We start from the raw sequence: 18,030 nt of genomic DNA, 5'->3' as shown, positions 1-18,030 counted from the left end.
CATGACGGTGATTGGGTGGGAAGGGGCCGGCGCCCCGGCGGCAGGCTGACGTGGCCTTGTTCCGGGGAGGGCTAGGCCTGCCGAGCGTTGCCCTCACCTTGCAGCGGCATCTTCAAGGAGAGCCTGTGAGGGGACACGGCGGGTCGATGAAAGCGGAGCGGTTTGAAACCTTCAAACGCCGGACGGGCGGCCGCGAGGTCGCATTACTTACCAAACGAGCGTCCGAACGGCCGCCCGTCTTCCCGACCTCTCAATCGACAAGCGGAGGTCAGTTCTTTGACAATGGCCAGACGCGAAAGCGGGCGTGGCAACGGAAAGGCATGACCGCAGGTGAAATGCTGCCACCCAGGGTGTGGCGAGATTCAGACCACCATCACCTGAATCCGCTAGTCGATCTGGGCGCCAAGTCCCTTCATCAATCCCATGAATTCCGGGAAGCTGGTCGCGATCATCGATCGGTCATCGACCGACACCGGCTTTTCCGCCGCCAGCCCCATGACCAGAAAGCTCATGGCGATGCGGTGATCGAGATGCGTCTTCACCGCCTCACCCTTCACCTGTCCGCCCAGTCCCTTGCCGCCGGGCGTGCCGCGAACCGCAAGCGAGGCTTCGCCTTCGGTGCAGTCGACGCCGTTCATCTTGAGTCCGTCGGCAACGGCCGAAAGCCGGTCAGACTCCTTCACCCGCAATTCTTCCAGACCCTGCATCAAGGTCTCGCCCTCGGCAAAACTCGCTGCGACGGCAAGAACCGGATATTCGTCGATCATCGACGGCGCACGCTCGGGCGGCACCGTGACGCCTTTCAATTCCGAATGCCGCACGCGCAGGTCGGCGACATCCTCGCCGCCCGCATTGCGCGGGTTGAGCGCTTCGATGTCGGCGCCCATTTCCTGCAGGGTCACGATGAGGCCGGTGCGGGTCGGATTCATCAAGACATTCTCGATGACGATGTCGGAGCCCGGCACGATCAGGGCAGCGACCAATGCAAAGGCTGCGGACGACGGATCGCCAGGCACGGCAATGGTCTGGCCGGTCAGCCGGCCCTGGCCCTCCATGAAGATATGGCGCACGCCGCGCTCGTCGGTTTCGACCTGCAGGTTGGCGCCGAAACCTTTCAGCATCTTTTCCGTATGGTCACGGGTCATCACCGGTTCGATGACGGTGGTGATGCCGGGCGTGTTCAATGCGGCAAGCAGCACTGCCGATTTCACCTGGGCCGACGGCATCGGCACGCGGTAGGTGATGGGTGCGGCATGCTTCGGCCCATGCAATGTGAGCGGCATGCGGTCGCCCGGCGCCGCCTTCACGACCTGGACGCCCATCTGCCGCAACGGATCGAGAACCCGCCCCATCGGACGGCCGGACAGCGAAGCGTCGCCGATGAAGGTCGTTTCCATGTCGTAGGTGCCGACCAGGCCCATGGTCAGCCGCGAACCCGTGCCGGCATTGCCGAAATCGAGCGGCCCTTCCGGCTCAAGCAACGCGCCGTTGCCGGTGCCGCGAATCACCCATTCGGCGCCGCGCTTTTCTATATGCGCGCCCATCGCCTTCATGGCGTCGCCGGTGCGCAACACGTCTTCGCCTTCGAGCAGGCCGGTGATGCGCGTTTCGCCCGAAGCCAGTCCGCCGAACATGAAGGAACGGTGCGAAATCGACTTGTCGCCGGGAACGCGCACGGATCCGACAAGCGCCGCCGACCGGCGTGCCGTTGCGGGTTGCGGGACAGCATCATGCGACATGGCAATTCCTCTTGCGGAAATCCCGACGGACGGTCATTTTCCTGTCGGTGTGGCGGGTCTCGTACCATGGCAAGCGGTCATGGTCATCCCCCGGCGGACGCCTCCTGGCGACGCATCTTGCCACCCGGCCTTTTGGCTTTGACAGGGCATCAAGGAGCCGTTAAGGGGACCAGACTTTTTTGACGAGGCTTGTCGTGGCAAAATCCGAACTTGGCACAAAACGTATCGACCCGGAAACGGGCCGAAAATTCTACGATCTGAACAAGGACCCGATCGTCTCTCCCTATACGGGCAAGAGCTATCCGCGCGCCTATTTCGATGACGGAAAGCCTTCCGTCGTCGAGGATGAAGAGGACGTTGCCGAGAAGGAAGTCGACGCCGAGGAAGAAGGCGCCGAGATCGTTTCGCTGGAGGAGGCGGACGAGGAAGCCAAGGGCGACGATTTGCCGGATCTCGGCGACGACGAGGAGGATGTCGATCTGGGCGACGACGACGATACCTTCCTCGAGGATGAGGAAGAAGGCGACGACGACGTTGCCGACATGATCGGCGTCGGCGACGACGACGAGGAGATTTGATCTCCCCTCGATTGCAATAGCCGCTTCTTCGTCGAAGCCCGGCAAAAAGCGCCTGTTGAGGCTTGCTATTGACGACAGGCGGCGCTAGAAGCCGCCAACACTGCGGGCCGGGGCAACCCTCGGCCTGATATTTTCGCCGGAAACGGCACCGGCTTACTGCCGGAGATGGGGCCATAGCTCAGCTGGGAGAGCGCCTGCATGGCATGCAGGAGGTCAGCGGTTCGATCCCGCTTGGCTCCACCAATAAAGTCACGGCCCCATTCGAGGCCAATGCTCCATTAGGCGACGCCGCAATCTGGGCCAGGTGTTTTGACGACGGACGGGCGGTTGTCGCCGTCATGACGCGCTATGCGAGGCCAAAGACGCCAAAGACGCCGAAGCGCTGACCCGTGGAATTGGGTCCGCGAAAGGAAGATTGCAACGATGTATCAGCCGCCGCTTTTCAAGGAAGACGATCTTCAGGTTCAGCAGGCGCTGATCCGGGCGCATCCGCTCGGCATGTTGATCACCGCGCCTCCAGGCGGGCCGACAGCCAACGTCTTTCCGTTCCATCTCGACACGCAGCGCTCGCCCAAGGGAACGTTGCAGGCGCACATGGCGAAGGCCAACGGGCAGTGGCAGGAAATCAGGGACGGAGCCCCGGCGCTTGTCGTGTTTCAGGGCGTCGAATCCTACATAACGCCGTCCTGGTACGCGACCAAGCAGGAGACGGGCAAGGTCGTGCCGACTTGGAACTATGTGATGGTTCAGGTTCGCGGCAGGTCAACCGTGATCGACGATGCCGAATGGCTGCATGCTCATGTTTCGACGCTGACCGGGGCGCACGAGGCGGGGCGTCAGGATCCCTGGGCGGTGAACGATGCGCCGGAAAACTACATTCAATCCCAGATCAAGGGCATTGTCGGCCTCGAGATCGAGATCGCCGAAATCGAGGGCAAGTGGAAGGTGAGCCAGAACCGTCCCGCCGCCGACAGGGCTAGGGTTGCCGAAAGTCTGGCGAGCAGCGACGAGCCGCTTCACAATGCCAGGTTGGCCGAACTGGTCCGCAGCTATGGGGCAAGGCGATGATCATCGCCATCGATGGACCGGCTGGTGCCGGCAAGGGCACACTGGCGCGGCGGCTGGCGGATTATTACCACCTGCCGCATCTCGACACCGGCCTGACCTACCGCGCCGTCGCGCACATGCTTCTAATAAAGGGCTGGCCGCTGGGCGACGAACCGCATGCTGTGGAAGCGGCGCGGTTGGTCGACCTTGGCCAACTCGACCGGGCCGTGCTTTCGGCGCATGAAGTCGGCGAGGCGGCTTCGAAGGTCGCCGTCATCGCGCAAGTGCGAAAGGTCCTTGTCGAAAAGCAGCGCAGCTTTGCCGCACAGCCTTCCGGCGCGGTGCTGGACGGGCGCGATATCGGCACGGTCGTGTGTCCCGACGCGACCGTGAAGCTTTACGTGACGGCCAGTGCCGAGGTGCGGGCGCGGCGGCGGCTTGCCGAGATCGAGGCCAACGGCGGGGCCGCGGACTTCGCCACCATTCTGGGCGATATCGAGCGCCGCGACGAACGCGATACGGGCAGGGCCGACTCGCCGCTGAGGCCCGCTACCGACGCGCACTTGCTTGACACAAGCGAAATGGATATAGAAGCCGCGTTCCTGGCGGCTAAGGTCATAGTAGAGCGGATCGTGGCCAACGGAAACAAAACCTGATGCCGGGTGCGCCGGTTGCCGCTTGTCGGCCGCGCGGAAAGTACCCATTTCAGGTCCGAACCTGTCTGCTTGCATTCTTATGCGCCGGATTTGCCGCTTGTTGAGCGGCCAGGACCCAAGGGTCCGGAATGTCGGCAGGCAAACGCAACGCTAACCCACGGCGCAGGCCTCCAACGAGGCTTTTCAGGAGAACATATGTCAGCAGCAATCCCCACTCGCGACGATTTCGCGAGCATGCTCGAAGAATCATTTTCCAGCGGCCATTCAGGTGAAGGCCAGGTCGTTCGCGGCACGATCACCGCGATCGAAAAGGACATGGCCATCATCGACGTCGGCCTGAAGGTCGAAGGCCGCGTTCCGCTGAAGGAGTTCGGCGCCAAGGGCAAGGAAACCACGCTCAAGGTCGGCGACACGGTCGAGGTTTATGTCGAGCGCATCGAAAATGCGCTGGGCGAAGCGATGCTGTCGCGCGACAAGGCCCGCCGCGAAGAGAGCTGGGTCAAGCTCGAAGAGAAGTTTTCCAAGGGCGAGCGCGTCGAAGGCGTCATCTTCAACCAGGTCAAGGGCGGCTTCACCGTCGATCTGGACGGCGCAGTTGCCTTCCTGCCGCGCAGCCAGGTCGATATTCGCCCGATCCGCGACGTCACGCCTTTGATGCACAACCCGCAGCCCTTCGAGATCCTGAAAATGGATCGCCGCCGCGGCAACATCGTGGTTTCGCGCCGCACGGTTCTGGAAGAGAGCCGCGCCGAGCAGCGCTCGGAGATCGTGCAGAATCTCGAAGAGGGCCAGGTCGTCGAAGGCGTGGTCAAGAACATCACCGACTACGGTGCGTTCGTCGACCTCGGCGGCATCGACGGCCTGCTGCATGTCACCGACATGGCATGGCGTCGCGTCAACCATCCGACCGAGATCCTCAACATCGGCCAGACGGTCAAGGTGCAGATCATCCGCATCAACCAGGAAACCCATCGCATCTCGCTCGGCATGAAGCAACTCGAGAGCGATCCGTGGTCCGACATCGGCACCAAGTTCCCGATCGGCAAGAAGATCACCGGCACGGTCACCAACATCACCGACTACGGCGCGTTCGTCGAGTTGGAGCCGGGCATCGAGGGTCTCATCCACGTTTCTGAAATGTCGTGGACCAAGAAGAACGTGCACCCCGGCAAGATCCTGTCCACCACCCAGCAGGTCGACGTGGTCGTGCTCGAGGTCGATCCGGCCAAGCGCCGCATTTCGCTCGGCCTCAAGCAGACGCTTGAGAATCCGTGGGAAGCCTTCGCCCGCAACCACCCGGTTGGGGCGCAGGTCGAAGGCGAGGTCAAGAACAAGACCGAATTCGGCCTGTTCATCGGCCTCGACGGCGACGTGGACGGCATGGTGCACCTGTCCGACCTCGACTGGAGCCGTCCGGGCGAGCAGGTCATCGAAGAGTACAATCGCGGCGACATGGTCAAGGCGCAGGTGCTCGACGTCGACATCGAGAAGGAGCGCATCTCGCTTGGCGTCAAGCAGTTGCAACGCGATGCGGCCGGCGAAGCGTCCACTTCGGGCGAACTGCGCAAGAACGCGGTCGTGACCTGCGAAGTCACCGGCATCAAGGATGGCGGCCTCGAGGTTCGTCTGGTCGAAAGCGGCCTGGAGACCTTCATCAAGCGCGCCGACCTGTCGCGCGACCGCGATGAGCAGCGCCCCGAGCGCTTCACCGTCGGCCAGAAGCTCGATGCCCGCGTCATCGCCTATGACAAGAAGACCCGCAAGCTGCAGGTTTCTATCAAGGCGCTGGAAATCGCCGAAGAGAAGGAAGCTGTCGCGCAGTACGGTTCTCAGGACTCCGGCGCTTCGCTGGGCGATATCTTGGGCGCTGCGCTGAAGAAGCAGGGCGGCAACTAAGCTCGAGCCTCTTTGCCGCGCCGTTCTCCATGGCGCGGCTTATAGGGACAAAAAAGACCCGCCGGAGCGATCCGGCGGGTCTTTGTTTTGGCTTTGGGGAAGGGATCAGGCGCGGCCGTAAAGCGGCACCAGCGTTCCGCTCACCGCCTGGTTGGCCGACGAGACCAGATAGCAAATCGCTTCGGCGGCAGCTTCCAGGCTCACCCACTTGCCGAAATCGGCATCCGGCATGCCGGAGCGGTTGGCGGGGGTGTCGAGCGTCGAGGGTGCGATGGCATTGACCAGAATGTTCTTGCTCTTCAGTTCTTCGGCAAGGGCCACGGTCATGGCCGCGACCGCCGCCTTGCTGGTCGCATAGGCGACCATGCCCGCGCCGCGCCGGGGATCGAGGCCGGGCCGCGCCGAAACGTTGACGATGCGGCCTCCAGAATTCGCGGCAAGCATCGCGCGCACCGATGCCCGGCAACACAGGAAGGCGGTCTGGACGTTGGTTTCCATCAGCTCGTCGAAGGAGGCGGCCTCGGTCTTTTCGACGGGTGCGGCGGCAAAGCCGCCGGCGAGATGGATCGACGCCCAAAGGCCGGGCACGGTCGCATAGTAGGAATCGACCGTCTCGGCGTCGGCCAGATAGATGTTGTGGGTCAGCTTGACGTTCTCGTGGTCCCCGAACGGAAAATGCGGCGGGGCGGCCGCATGGCTGTTGGGGACGTAGCAGATAGCGCCTTCACTGAGCAGCTTGCCCACGACGGCGCTGCCAAGCGCGCCTGTTCCTCCGGTTACAACGATATTCTTGCCGTTCAATGTACCTGTCATCAGCAATCGGTCTCGCACAAAACGTCCACTTGGTAACCGTCGCGCCTTTTATGTCATCACTCAATTGCTATTTCGATGATGCAGGGTTGTCTTTTCGCATGAGCTCTGCGCAGCGCAGCGCCCAGTTCGCCGGCCGTTGCGAGCCGTTCGGCCGGAATTTTGTAAGCCTCGGCAAGCTTGAGAAAGTCCGGCGGTTGAGGCGACACGCCGACGGGCTCTACGCCGATATCGCGCATCGAGGTTTCGATCTCGCGATAGCCGCGATTGTTCCAGATGACGAAGATGACCGGCGCGCCGGTGTCCGCTGCCACGGCGATTTCTGGCAGGGTGAACTGGAAGCCGCCGTCGCCGGCAAGGCAGACGACTGCGGCATCGGGCATGGCGATGGCGGCCCCGATGGCGGCCGGGGGGCCATAACCCAGCGCACCGAAGCCGGTCGCTGCGTTGAACCAGCCGCCCGCCCGGTCGTGATCGTAAAAAAGGTTGGCGGCATAGACCGGCTGCGTGGAGTCGCCCACGATGATGGAAGCCGGCAGCGCGTCGCGGATTTGCTCCACGGCCCCGACCTGCATCTGCATGGCCGACCCGATCTCGGCGAAGGCTGCTTCGCGGGTCGTGGCCGCGATTCGAGCACCCAGGCTGCAGCTGGCAGGCGAGCCATCGCGAGTTGAGGAAAGGCAGCACAGCATTGCTTCCAATGCCGCCGCGCAATCGGCTTGAATTGCGACCGTGGCCGGATAGCGGTCGAGCTGGGCGGCGTCGAGGTCGATGCGCACCAAGGTCTTCGGCACGACGAAGCCGGCGTCGCCATACATGTCGTAGTCGGTGGGACCGAATTCGGTGCCGGCGGCGATGACCACATCGGCGCCCGACATCAGTTCGCGCACCGCTTTCAGGCTCGGGCTCGCGGGAACGACCAGGGGGTGGGCGTGCATCAGACCGCGCCCGTTGACGGTCTGGACGACCGGCGCATCGATCAATTCGGCCAGCCGCCTCAGTTCGGCCTCGGCGTTTCTTGCTCCGCCGCCGGCCAGGATGAGTGGCTTGCGGGCGGCGGCAATCAGCGCCGCCGCCTTGGCGATCAGCGTCTTGTCAAGGGCAGGTGGGGCAGTCTGGACGGGAACCGCAGCAAGATCACCGGCCGGCATGGCCATGACGTCGATGGGGATTTCGATGTGAACCGGACCGGGTCGCGATGAAGCGAACAGGGTGAAGGCGCGCGACAGGGCGCGGGCCAACTCGTCGGGTCTGGTGATGCGCTCGGAAGACAGCGCCACCTTCTCCATCATGCCGTGCTGATCGGGCAACTCATGCAGGTAGCCGCGCCCCAGCCCCAGCGTTGCCGTGGCATTGACGCCGGAGATCACCAGCATCGGCACCGAGTCGGCGCGGGCCTGCGCCATCGCGGTGATGGTATTGGTCAATCCCGGTCCGGTGATCACGAAGGCGACACCTGGACGCCCGCTGGCGCGCGCATAGCCGTCCGCCATGAACCCCGCCCCTTGTTCGTGGCGCGGGGTTATGTGGCGGATTCCCGAACTTGCCAGCCCACGGTAGAGTTCGACCGTGTGCACGCCCGGAATGCCGAAGACGGTATCAACGCCGTGGGCTTCAAGCAGGCGGATCAAGGCTTCGCCGAGGGTGGTCATCGCGCCTCCGAAAGAGGCTGCCGAGGGCCGGAGCGGGCAGGCCAAAGGAAAGAAAATACCGATGTCACGTCACGATCTCAGGATCGGCCGGGTCAGGCAGGTCGGGCCGCCTTCGCAAGCGATGCACAGCGCGTCTGCCTCGAAGGTCGAAACCTTGCATCCGGCAGCCTCCATTGCGGCAATGGTCTTTGGAAATCCGGAAATCGCTATGACTTCGCGCGGTGCGGTGGGCAGGACGTTGAGGTTGAGGCCGCTGGAGGCGATGAATTCGTCAGGGTCGCCCGCCACCAGCCTGATGCCGCGCGCCTTGAGCATCTGGTAGAAGGGCGCGGGAAGCAAAGGCGTGTGGACCAGCGCCATATTGTCGGCCAGCGGACTAATCACCGACATCAGATGCAGGCACGCATCCTCGCCATGCCACAGCGGCAGGTCGAAGCCGTGGACCGAAATTCCGTGGGGCGCGAGCATGTCCGCCAGTTGCCGGATGCCTGCCTCGTTGGTGCGCACGCCGCGCCCGACGGCGAGGGTGCGGGCGTCCACCCAGACGCAATCGCCACCCTCGACAGTGCCCGGTGCCTCGATCCGCCCAAGAGTCGGAATGCCCATGCGCGTGAACGCCGCTCCGTGCAAGGCGGGCTCTGACGCGCGTAGCGCCTTGCCCATCGAAAGCAGGATCGCGCCGTGGTCGCTCATCAACGAAGGGTCATGGGTGAAGACTGAATCGGCAAGGCCGTCGTCTTCGTCGGTCAGCCATTCGATCTCGGCCCCGCTGGCAGCCACCAGCGCTGCAAGGGCGTCGTGCTGGCTGGCTGCTCTGTCAGGGTCAAACCCGGGGCCGTAGTGCCATTGCCTGGCGTCCGCGCGACGCATGGCGCTTGAAGCCCGGCGCATCAGGACGCGTTTCAGCGGCCCCGCCATGGATTGCGATCCGTATGCCTTGGTCACTGGCTCCCCCTCTTTTTTCTGTCGCCAGTAAGCATTTGGAGCAGCACAAGATCAATGCCCAAGGCGAAAATGCCGGAGGTGGCGATGATGCGCCTACACCTCAGGACGCTCCGCGCCGGCAAGCGCATCCGCCTGATAGCGATGCCCCTGGATCTCATAGCCAAGGACCGTCACCGCCGGCGCCAGCATCAAGATGACAAGGCATACCGCCATGTTGACGCCGGACAGCGCGGCAAGCATGGCGAGCGCGATGACCCCAGCGGTCGCGACCAGCAGCCATACATGGAGGACATCGAAACGGCGCAAGAGATAGTAATAAAGAGCATAGATAGAGCCTAACAGAACACCAATGGGGATGGCGACGCAGAGCACGGTCGCGAGAGGGCCGATCTGGGTCTTGTGTTCGATAAAGTAGGCCGCGACATGTAGTCCGGCGCCTGTGGCGACGATGGCCGCGATGATCACTATCTGGCCGTATCCCCAACCGAAAGAACGATCGCGGTGGGCATGCAGAACCTGGGCGGAAGGCAGCAGGTAATAGACCCACCAGATACCGAATGTCAGGCCCATTCCCGCGACGCCGACCAGCGCCGCGTCCATGCTCCAGCCCTGTTCCTCCACCACCGCCGACAGCGTCGCAACCGTGCCGACGACGCCTTCGCCCAACGCGATGATGGCGAACAGGCTGTAGCGCTCGGCGATGTGATGGGCATGCCAAGGCGTCCCTCCGTCCTTACGTTCGGCGATGACCGGTCCGGACAATTCAATGAGGGCGAGAATGCAGGCGACGCCGATGCTGGTAGCGACCGAGAAATCCATGACGATCTGCGCCACCCAGCCGACCTGCGCAATCGATATGGCAGCGGCGTAGGTGAGGCAGACGCGGCGGCAAGCCGGGTCTTGCCTCGCTGCGCGCAGCCATTGGAACACCATGGCAAGGCGCATGATTACATAGCCGAGCACCATGATGGAATTGTCGAGATGTGCCCCATGCTCGATGGAAGAGAACATGCGCGGCAAGCCTATCGCCAGCACCAGTACGCCGATCATCTGCACCATGGTAACGACCCGGAATACCCAGTCGTCGATGTCGTAGGCCGAGGCGAACCACGAGAAATTGATCCATGCCCAGCAGATGGCGAAGGTTGCAAAGCCGAAGCCGATCAACGCGACGCCAAAATGGCCTTCCGCAAGCGCATGGGCGAGTTGCTGGGCAGCGAACCCGAAGGTTGTCGCAAAGGTCAGGTCGAACAGCAGTTCGAGCGGGGTCGCGACGCGGTGCGCTTCGTGTGGATCGCGGCCACCCATTCTGTGCACATGATGGTGAACGGATTCGGGGCCGAGCGACGATGTGCTCATGAACGGGCCTTTGCCTGTGTTTGCGAAGCGACAAGGATTGCAGCGTCCACACCGAACGCAATCAAGTCAATATGCCGCGAGGTTTGGTTCGAGTGTGGCCAAGTCCAACTTCAGGCAAGGACACCACCACCGTCCAAGGCCGCGGGTTGACGAGGACGAGTGGAACGGTCCATCTTGGAAAATGGAACAATTGTTCAGTGGCGGTAATGGGTAGAACAGTCCAGCGCCTGGCGACGTGCCGGCTCCGCGAAACGGTGCGGAAATGAGTGCCGGGCAAACGGCTTGGCTCTCGCGGCCTGCGGCCGGTCAAGGTGCGGCCGAAGCCCTCCACGTCGAAAACCTGCACAAGAAGTTCGGCGAATTGCACGTCCTCAAGGGCGTGTCGCTGTCGGCGCGCGACGGCGACGTCATCGCCATCATCGGTGGCAGTGGATCAGGCAAGTCGACGCTGCTTCGGTGCATCAACTGTCTTGAGAATCCGACCAGCGGCATCATCCGCGTCAACGGCGAGGAAATCCGTCTCAAGGCCGACAGTTACGGCAATACCTATCCTGCCGACAGGCGCCAGATCGAGCGTATTCGCTCGCGTCTCGGCATGGTGTTCCAGAGCTTCAACCTGTGGAGCCACATGACGTTGCTCGAAAACGTCATCGAGGTTCCGGTGCATGTGCTGGGCGTGAAGAAGGAACGGGCCATCGTCGAGGCCGAGACGCTCCTGGCGCGCGTCGGGCTGGCGGAAAAGCGCGATGTCTATCCGGCGTTCCTGTCGGGCGGCCAGCAGCAGCGGGCGGCGATCGCACGCGCGCTGGCCATCCAGCCGCGCGTCATGCTGTTCGACGAGCCAACATCGGCGCTCGATCCGGAACTGGTTGGCGAAGTGTTGCGGGTGATCGGCGATCTGGCGCGCGAGGGGCGCACCATGGTGCTGGTGACCCACGAGATGAAGTTCGCCCGCGAGGTCGCGACCCATGTCGTCTATCTCTATAACGGCGTTGTCGAGGAGGAGGGCCCGCCAGCAGCACTGTTCGGTGCGCCGAAGTCCGAACGGCTGAAACAGTTTCTACGCAATGTCGGGTGAATGCCCACATCAAGAAGAACGGGACAAAAGTCCAAAATCAAAATGGGAGAATGAAGCATGAAGACGTTTTTGAAAACCGCCGTCGCGGCCGCCGTCATTGCGCTTGGCGGAGCATTTTCGGCCAATGCCGAGCAGGTCAAGGTCGGGTTCTCGCCCGAAGCCTATCCGCCGTTCTACTCGCAGGATGCATCCGGCAACTGGACCGGCTGGGAAGTCGAGATCGTCCAGGCGATCTGCGGCGCGGCCAAGCTTGACTGCGTTCTGACGCCTATCCCGTGGGATGGCCTGATCCCGGCGTTGAAGACCAACAAGATCGACGCCATCATGAATTCGATGTCGATCACCGCCGAGCGCGAGAAGGAGATCGATTTCTCCGGCAAATACTACAACACGCCGACGGCGGTGATCGGGCCGAAGGACCAGAAGTACGACGCGACGCCGGAAGGCCTGAAGGGCAAGATCCTTGGCGTTCAGGTTTCCACCGTCCATGCCGCCTATGCCAAGAAGCACTTCACCGGCAGCGCTGCCGAGATCAAGGAGTATCAGACCCAGGACGAGGCCAACCAGGATCTGGTAGCCGGCCGCATCGACGGCACGCAAGCCGATTCGATTGCGCTCGATGCCTTCCTGAAGTCGGAACAGGGCCAAGCCTGTTGCGATCTGAAGGGCTATGTCGCGCCGGATCTTGAAGTGCTCGGACCCGGCGTCGGCGCCGGCGTGCGCAAGGGCGACACCGAACTTGCCGGCAAGATCAATGCCGCAATCAAGGAAATCCGTGCCGACGGCAAATATGCCGAGATCACCAAGAAGTACTTCGATTTCGACATCTACGGCGAAGACACCCAATCGAACTGAGTAGTTTGAGCGCTGCAGCTTGCCCGGCGCCCTGACCGGCGCCGGGTAGTGCAGGCAGCGTTTCTGGAATGCCGGCACGCGCCGGCAAGCTGGGGGCGACGCTGATAGACGCAATTATTCCCGCCGTGGCATCGGGACTGCTCGATCTCCTGGCGCTTGAGCCTCCGGGTTGGGGCGGCAATTTGCTGCGGGGGCTTGTAAGTTCCGTGGAAATTGCCGTCGGCGCCTACGTCATGGGCCTGTTGATCGGCATAGGCGGCGCCTATGGCAAGCTCTATGGCGGCCCGGTGGTGCGCGACCTGTTGGGCTTGTACACCACGATCGTGCGCGCGGTCCCCGAACTGGTGCTGATCCTGATGCTCTATTTCGCCGGCACCGATCTGGTGAACCGCGTCCTCATCGCCTTCGGGCATCAAGCTGTCGACATCAACGGGCTGATCGCCGGCATCGGCGTGCTCGGCATTGTGCAGGGCGCCTATTCGACGGAGGTGCTGCGCGGCGCGATCCTTGCCATTCCGCAGGGCCAGGTCGAGGCTGCGCGCGCCTACGGCATGTCGCCCGGCCTGCTGCTCAGGCGCATCACCTTGCCGGCAATGCTGCCTTTCGCGATTCCGGGCCTTGCCAATCTGTGGCTGATCGCGACCAAGGATACGGCACTTCTGGCCATTGTCGGCTTCAACGAACTGACGCAGACGACCCGTTTGGCGGCAGGTGCGACCAAGGCCTATTTCACCTTCTTCCTTGCGGCCGGTGCGCTTTACCTGGCGCTGACACTGTTTTCCAATGTCATCATCGGCCGTGTCGAGCGATGGGCGCGCCGGGGCATGCCGTCGTTGACGGAGACGCGCTGATGGCTGAGACGCCGGCTGTGGCAGCGGTGCGCAAAGGCGGCGGCTGGCTGCAACCGCACCGGATCGTGCTGATCTCGATTGCGCTGGCCATCGTCCTGGCGTCGATCTTCTACCTGCGCTGGGACTGGCTGCCGGCCTATCTGCCGCTGGCTGTGCAAGGCATCTGGCGTACCATCTGGCTGTTGGCGGTGACGTCGGTGCTCGGCATAGCGCTGGCGATACCGCTCGGCCTGGCGCAAGCGGCGGGGCCATGGGCGCTGGCGGCGCCGGCAAGGGCGTTCTGCACAATCATACGCGGCACGCCGCTGTTGCTGCAACTATGGCTGCTCTATTACGGCCTCGGGTCGCTGTTCCCCCAGATTCCGTGGATTCGCGACTCCTTCCTGTGGCCGTATCTCAGACAGGCATGGCCCTATGGCGTGCTGTCGCTCACGCTGTCTTTCGCGGGCTATGAAGGCGAGGTGATGCGCGGCGCATTTGCCGGCGTGCCGAAAGGGCAGTTGGAGGCGGCGCGGGCTTTTGGCATGCGTCGCTGGACGGCGTTCCGCCGCATCTGGCTGCCGCAGGCGCTGCACCGCGCCTTGCCGACGCTGGCCGGCGAGACGGTACTGCAACTGAAGGCAACGCCGCTGGTCGCGACCATCACCATGGTCGATATTTATGCCGTGGCCTCGCGGGTGCGGCAGGACACCTTCATCACTTATGAACCCTTGCTCCTGCTGGCGGCGGTCTATATGGCCGTTACGGGTATCATCGTGCTGGCCTTCCGCCGGCTAGAGGCGCGCTTCCCGGCCAGAGTCGGCTGACCCGAAGAAAGTTGTGCCACAAGGTAGCGGTGCCAAAAGATAGCAGTGCCAAAAGATAGCAGTGCAAGAGCAAGTCATGCAGCTTAGTCTTGAACAGGCGACCGGTCTTTGCCGCATGGCAGCCCTTGGAGCCGGCGCCAGCGACGAGGTGGCCCGTTCCATCGCCGCAGCCGCCGTGACAGCCGAGGCGGAAGGTTGCAGGGCGGTCGGACTTTCGCATTTCATCGACTATCTCGAGGCGCTTGAGGCTGGCCGCATTGACGGCAAGGCCGAGCCCTCGCTCAGCCGGCCCGCGTTGGCCGTGTTCCTGTCCGATGGGCAGGGCGGTGTGGCCCACACAGGTTTCGACCGGACCATCGGCGAACTCGCCAAGGCAGCCCGGCTGTTCGGAATATCGATCTTCGCCCAGAAGAATGCCTATACCTGCTGCGCGCTCGGCTACTTCACCCGGCGGCTCGCCGCCGAAGGGCTTGTGGCGCTCGCGGCGACCAACGGTCCGGCGTTGCTTGCCGGGTCGGGTTCGGTCAAGCCGGTCTACTCCACCAATCCGCTATCGTTCGCGGCGCCATCGGCGGATGGCCCACCCTTGGTCATCGACCAAGCCGCCAGCGCCACCGCTTTTGTGAAAGTCCGCGAGGCTGCCGAGGCAGGCGAGCCCATTGCGCCAGGCTGGGCGATCGATGCAAGCGGAAACCCAACCACCGATCCGCAAGCGGCGATGAAAGGGGCGTTGCTGGCCTTTGGCGGCGAGCGCGGCGCCAACATCGCGCTGATGGTCGAAGTGCTGGCTGCCGGGCTGACCGGGGCCAACTGGTCGCTCGATGCACCATCCTTGGCCGAAGGCAAGCAAGGCCCGGGAGCGGGGCTGTTCATCGTCGCGGTCGAGCCGAAATTGCTCGCTCCCGATTTCGAGGGGCGGATGAAGGACCAGCTTGACCGGCTGAGGCGGCAGTATGGCGTTCATATCCCCGGCCGGTCGCGCGCCGAGGCGTCCGAGCGAGCCGCCGCGCGAGGCGTCACCATTGCCAAGGAGGTGGTGCAACGCATTTCGGAGTTCGCATCGCGCTACTCCGCCTGAGGCCGGCTCGTTCGCCGGCAAATAAGTTGAATGTTCAGATCAACTTTATTTCATTTGACGGTGAACCGGCAGTTCAGGTGTGTGCGCTACAGCACACAAAAAGGATTCCTGATGTCAGCCACCGCCGAAAACGCACGTCCTCGCCTGATCGTCCCTGCCTTGGGCGGCCTCTATTCGTCTCTTCATGAGGGTGCCGAAACGCTCTTGCGTGTCGCCGCCGGCGCCGTCCTTGTCGTCCATGGTGCGTCGAAGATCGCCGATCCTTTTGGTGCGGCGGGAATGGTCGAGGGCCTCGGCTTCTACCCGGGAGCGTTGTGGTCGCTGCTTTTGTCGTGCACCGAATTCTTCGGCGGCATCTTCATCATGATCGGCTTCCTGACACGACCGGCGGCATTTGCCGGCCTGATCGTGCTTCTGGTCACCGTCTGGTTCCATTGGATCACGATGGGGCAGGGCTTTTCCGGAGCGGAGAAGTCAATCCTTTGGTCGGCGATGCTGTTCTACTTCGTCATTCGCGGTGCCAACCGCCATTCGGTCGATGCCCGCATCGGCAAGGCATTCTGACCGGCGATAGTCTGTAGCGACCACCGACCGCACTTTGCCTTCGGCGCAAAACGGACTATGAAGCGGCGACAGCCAAGCCCCGGCACGGCCGGGGCGTATAGCCGGAGCCGATCATGACCGAAATCCTGCAAACCCCCAAGCTCGTGGTCATTTTTGGCGGGTCGGGTTTTGTCGGGCGCCATGTGGTGCGGGCCTTGGCCAAGCGGGGCTATCGCATTCGCGTTGCCTGCCGCCGACCCGATCTGGCAGGGCACCTCCAGCCGCTCGGCAATGTCGGCCAGATTCAGCCGGTGCAGGCGAATTTGCGCGTGCGCTGGTCGGTCGATCAGGCGGTCATCGGCGCGGACCACGTCATCAATCTGGTTGGCATCCTGCATGAAAGCGGCCGCCAGAAATTCCGCACGGTCCACGAATTCGGCGCGCGCGCCGTCGCCGAAGCCGCCCGTTCTGTCGGCGCTGGCTTGACCCATGTGTCGGCCATTGGCGCCGACATCAATTCGGAGTCAGCTTATGCGCGAACCAAGGCGCTTGGCGAGAAAGCCGTGCTGGAGACGGTGAAGGATGCGGTGATCTTGCGGCCGTCGATCAATTTCGGCCCCGAGGACGGCTTCTTCAACCGTTTCGCCGCCATGGCCCGCTATTCGCCGGTATTGCCCCTGATCGGGGGCGGCGCGACGAAATTCCAGCCGGTTTATGTCGACGACGTCGCCGAAGCCGCCGCGCGCTCGGTGGAAGGGGCTGTCGAGGGCGGCAAGATCTATGAACTGGGTGGGCCGAGCGTACTCACCTTCAAGGAATGCATGCAGGAATTGCTGGCCGTCATAGACCGCGACCGCCTTTTGGTGCCCGTACCGTGGTGGGCCGCCGATATCCAGGCATCCATCCTTGGCCTGATGCCCAATCCACTTCTAACCCGCGACCAGGTCGCACAGTTGCGGTCGGATAACGTAGTTTCGGACCTGGCAACAAGAGATGGCAGGACGCTCGCCGGTCTGGGCATCCAGCCGCAATCGCTCGCGACCATCCTGCCTACCTATCTGTGGCGTTTCCGTGCGGCCGGCCAGTTCCAGCGCAAGCCTGCCGGTTGAACTGGATTTATATCGCCGTTCGTCCTGACCTCTTTTTTTGAGCATCGGATTTCCGAGAACCGGTTTCCACTTTCGGTCCGATCTAGCCCCAGATGAAGAGGGCCGCCAGCCCAACGCCGCCGACGATCAGCCGCCACCATCCAAACAGCGCATAGCCGTGGCGCGAAACGTAACCGAGCAGGCTGCGCACGACGATGACCGCCATGACGAAGGCGGCGATGAAGCCGGCCGCGATGATCGGAAAATCCGCCGCCGACAGCGCCCCCCAGTTCTTGACCAGGTCGAGCGTGAAGGCGCCCAGCATCGTGGGGATGGCGAGAAAGAACGAGAATTCCGCCGCCGCGCGCTTGTCGGCACCCATCAAGAGGCCGCCCACGATGGTCGCGCCGGACCGTGAGGTTCCGGGGATCATCGCCAGGCACTGGAACAGGCCGATCTTCAGGTAGAGCGACAGTGGGAAATCGGCGACGCTGGCATATTTCGGTTTCAGGTCGAGCCGGTCGATCCACAGCAAGACGATGCCGCCGAGGATCAGCATGATGCAGATCAGCTTCGGCGTTTCGAACAGCACCGTCTTGATGAAATCATGTGCCAGCACTCCGATGATGGCCGCCGGCAAAAAGCCGATGGCGAGGCTGACCATCATCCTGACCGCCGGATCGTTTGGCAGTTCCGGCGGCAGGAACAGGTTCGGTTTCCTGCGCCGCACCGCCGAGGCGACAAGCTCGAATGCGCAGCCGCCCAGCCAGACCAGCGAAGCCAGCACGCCGACAATCGTTTCGCCAAGCAGCCAGATCCTGTCCGGGCGTTTCAGGAATGTCCAGAAACGCCCGGCATAGACGCTTAGAATGGCCAGGATGGCGCCGAGCTGGATCAGCACCTCGAACGCCTTGCCGGTCGATTTGAAACCTAGAAAATGACCGGCTAGCAGGATATGACCGGTCGAGGAAACCGGAATGAACTCGGTCGAGCCTTCGAGCAGCCCGAGCAGCAGGGCCTCGATGATGGTCTGGCTTTGCATGGGTCAA

General features: G+C 63.0%; 17 protein-coding genes and 1 tRNA gene. 12 read left to right on the top strand and 6 right to left on the bottom strand.

Annotation, left to right across the window (positions count from 1 at the left end):
• Positions 1-386: 386 nt before the first annotated feature.
• On the bottom strand, positions 387-1,739 hold the full coding sequence (aroA, locus tag ASD64_RS00765; RefSeq protein ID WP_056099160.1) for a 3-phosphoshikimate 1-carboxyvinyltransferase: 1,353 nt from the start codon (positions 1,737-1,739) through the stop codon (positions 387-389).
• 194 nt (positions 1,740-1,933) lie between these two features.
• Here aroA and ASD64_RS00760 point away from each other — a divergent pair, with 194 nt between their 5' ends.
• The 5 genes from ASD64_RS00760 (at position 1,934) to rpsA (ending at position 5,916) form a co-directional block, all read left to right on the top strand.
• Positions 1,934-2,317: a TIGR02300 family protein gene (locus ASD64_RS00760; RefSeq protein ID WP_056100144.1), complete on the top strand. Its 384-nt coding sequence runs from the start codon at positions 1,934-1,936 to the stop codon at positions 2,315-2,317.
• Between the two features lie 167 nt (positions 2,318-2,484).
• Positions 2,485-2,560: transfer RNA gene (locus ASD64_RS00755), tRNA-Ala, on the top strand.
• Positions 2,561-2,740: 180 nt separating this feature from the next.
• Positions 2,741-3,385 carry an FMN-binding negative transcriptional regulator gene (locus ASD64_RS00750; protein ID WP_056099158.1) on the top strand — a complete coding sequence of 215 codons (645 nt, stop codon included), beginning with the start codon at positions 2,741-2,743 and terminating at the stop codon, positions 3,383-3,385.
• Entirely contained in the window at positions 3,382-4,020 is a 639-nt protein-coding gene (gene cmk, locus ASD64_RS00745) for a (d)CMP kinase (RefSeq protein ID WP_056099156.1), read from the top strand. Before ASD64_RS00750 ends, cmk begins: the two co-directional genes overlap by 4 nt.
• 195 nt (positions 4,021-4,215) lie before the next feature.
• Entirely contained in the window at positions 4,216-5,916 is a 1,701-nt protein-coding gene (gene rpsA, locus ASD64_RS00740; protein ID WP_056099153.1) for a 30S ribosomal protein S1, read from the top strand.
• A gap of 105 nt (positions 5,917-6,021) precedes the next feature.
• Here the strand turns inward: rpsA and ASD64_RS00735 are convergent, their stop codons facing one another.
• The 4 genes from ASD64_RS00735 to ASD64_RS00720 form a co-directional block, all read right to left on the bottom strand.
• Complete coding sequence (locus ASD64_RS00735) at positions 6,022-6,729, bottom strand: SDR family NAD(P)-dependent oxidoreductase (protein ID WP_056099150.1); 708 nt, start codon at positions 6,727-6,729, stop codon at positions 6,022-6,024.
• Between the two features lie 56 nt (positions 6,730-6,785).
• Entirely contained in the window at positions 6,786-8,378 is a 1,593-nt protein-coding gene (locus ASD64_RS00730) for a 5-guanidino-2-oxopentanoate decarboxylase (RefSeq protein WP_056099147.1), read from the bottom strand.
• A 69-nt stretch (positions 8,379-8,447) separates the two neighbouring features.
• Positions 8,448-9,296 (bottom strand): dimethylarginine dimethylaminohydrolase family protein, encoded by an 849-nt coding sequence (locus ASD64_RS00725; protein WP_056099144.1) that lies wholly within the window; start codon positions 9,294-9,296, stop codon positions 8,448-8,450.
• A gap of 120 nt (positions 9,297-9,416) precedes the next feature.
• Positions 9,417-10,682, bottom strand: coding sequence for a low temperature requirement protein A (locus ASD64_RS00720; protein WP_200957768.1), 1,266 nt, complete (start codon positions 10,680-10,682; stop codon positions 9,417-9,419).
• 262 nt (positions 10,683-10,944) lie between these two features.
• Between ASD64_RS00720 and ASD64_RS00715 the strand changes: the two genes are divergently transcribed.
• The 7 genes from ASD64_RS00715 (at position 10,945) to ASD64_RS00685 (ending at position 17,002) form a co-directional block, all read left to right on the top strand.
• Positions 10,945-11,760, top strand: a complete 816-nt coding sequence (locus ASD64_RS00715; RefSeq protein ID WP_056099138.1) for an ABC transporter ATP-binding protein — start codon at positions 10,945-10,947, stop codon at positions 11,758-11,760.
• A gap of 57 nt (positions 11,761-11,817) precedes the next feature.
• A complete protein-coding gene (locus ASD64_RS00710; RefSeq protein WP_056099135.1) occupies positions 11,818-12,615 on the top strand; it encodes a transporter substrate-binding domain-containing protein in 798 nt (265 codons plus the stop codon).
• A gap of 185 nt (positions 12,616-12,800) precedes the next feature.
• The gene (locus ASD64_RS00705) at positions 12,801-13,466 is read left to right on the top strand and encodes an ABC transporter permease (RefSeq protein ID WP_056100140.1); all 666 of its coding nucleotides are present in this window, start codon (positions 12,801-12,803) and stop codon (positions 13,464-13,466) included.
• Positions 13,466-14,272, top strand: a complete 807-nt coding sequence (locus ASD64_RS00700) for an ABC transporter permease (RefSeq protein WP_056100137.1) — start codon at positions 13,466-13,468, stop codon at positions 14,270-14,272. Before ASD64_RS00705 ends, ASD64_RS00700 begins: the two co-directional genes overlap by 1 nt.
• Positions 14,273-14,348: 76 nt before the next feature.
• Positions 14,349-15,350 carry an Ldh family oxidoreductase gene (locus ASD64_RS00695; protein ID WP_056099133.1) on the top strand — a complete coding sequence of 334 codons (1,002 nt, stop codon included), beginning with the start codon at positions 14,349-14,351 and terminating at the stop codon, positions 15,348-15,350.
• 111 nt (positions 15,351-15,461) lie between these two features.
• Entirely contained in the window at positions 15,462-15,914 is a 453-nt protein-coding gene (locus ASD64_RS00690; RefSeq protein WP_056099131.1) for a DoxX family protein, read from the top strand.
• 113 nt (positions 15,915-16,027) lie between these two features.
• Positions 16,028-17,002 carry a complex I NDUFA9 subunit family protein gene (locus ASD64_RS00685; RefSeq protein WP_056099129.1) on the top strand — a complete coding sequence of 325 codons (975 nt, stop codon included), beginning with the start codon at positions 16,028-16,030 and terminating at the stop codon, positions 17,000-17,002.
• A gap of 82 nt (positions 17,003-17,084) precedes the next feature.
• Here ASD64_RS00685 and ASD64_RS00680 read toward each other — a convergent pair whose 3' ends face one another.
• Positions 17,085-18,023 carry an undecaprenyl-diphosphate phosphatase gene (locus ASD64_RS00680; RefSeq protein WP_056099126.1) on the bottom strand — a complete coding sequence of 313 codons (939 nt, stop codon included), beginning with the start codon at positions 18,021-18,023 and terminating at the stop codon, positions 17,085-17,087.
• Positions 18,024-18,030: the final 7 nt, after the last annotated feature.

The sequence above is a fragment of the Mesorhizobium sp. Root157 genome (assembly GCF_001427385.1).
GTDB lineage: Bacteria > Pseudomonadota > Alphaproteobacteria > Rhizobiales > Rhizobiaceae > Mesorhizobium.
Note: the sequence above shows the minus strand (reverse complement) of the source record. Positions and strands in the feature narration are given on the sequence as shown.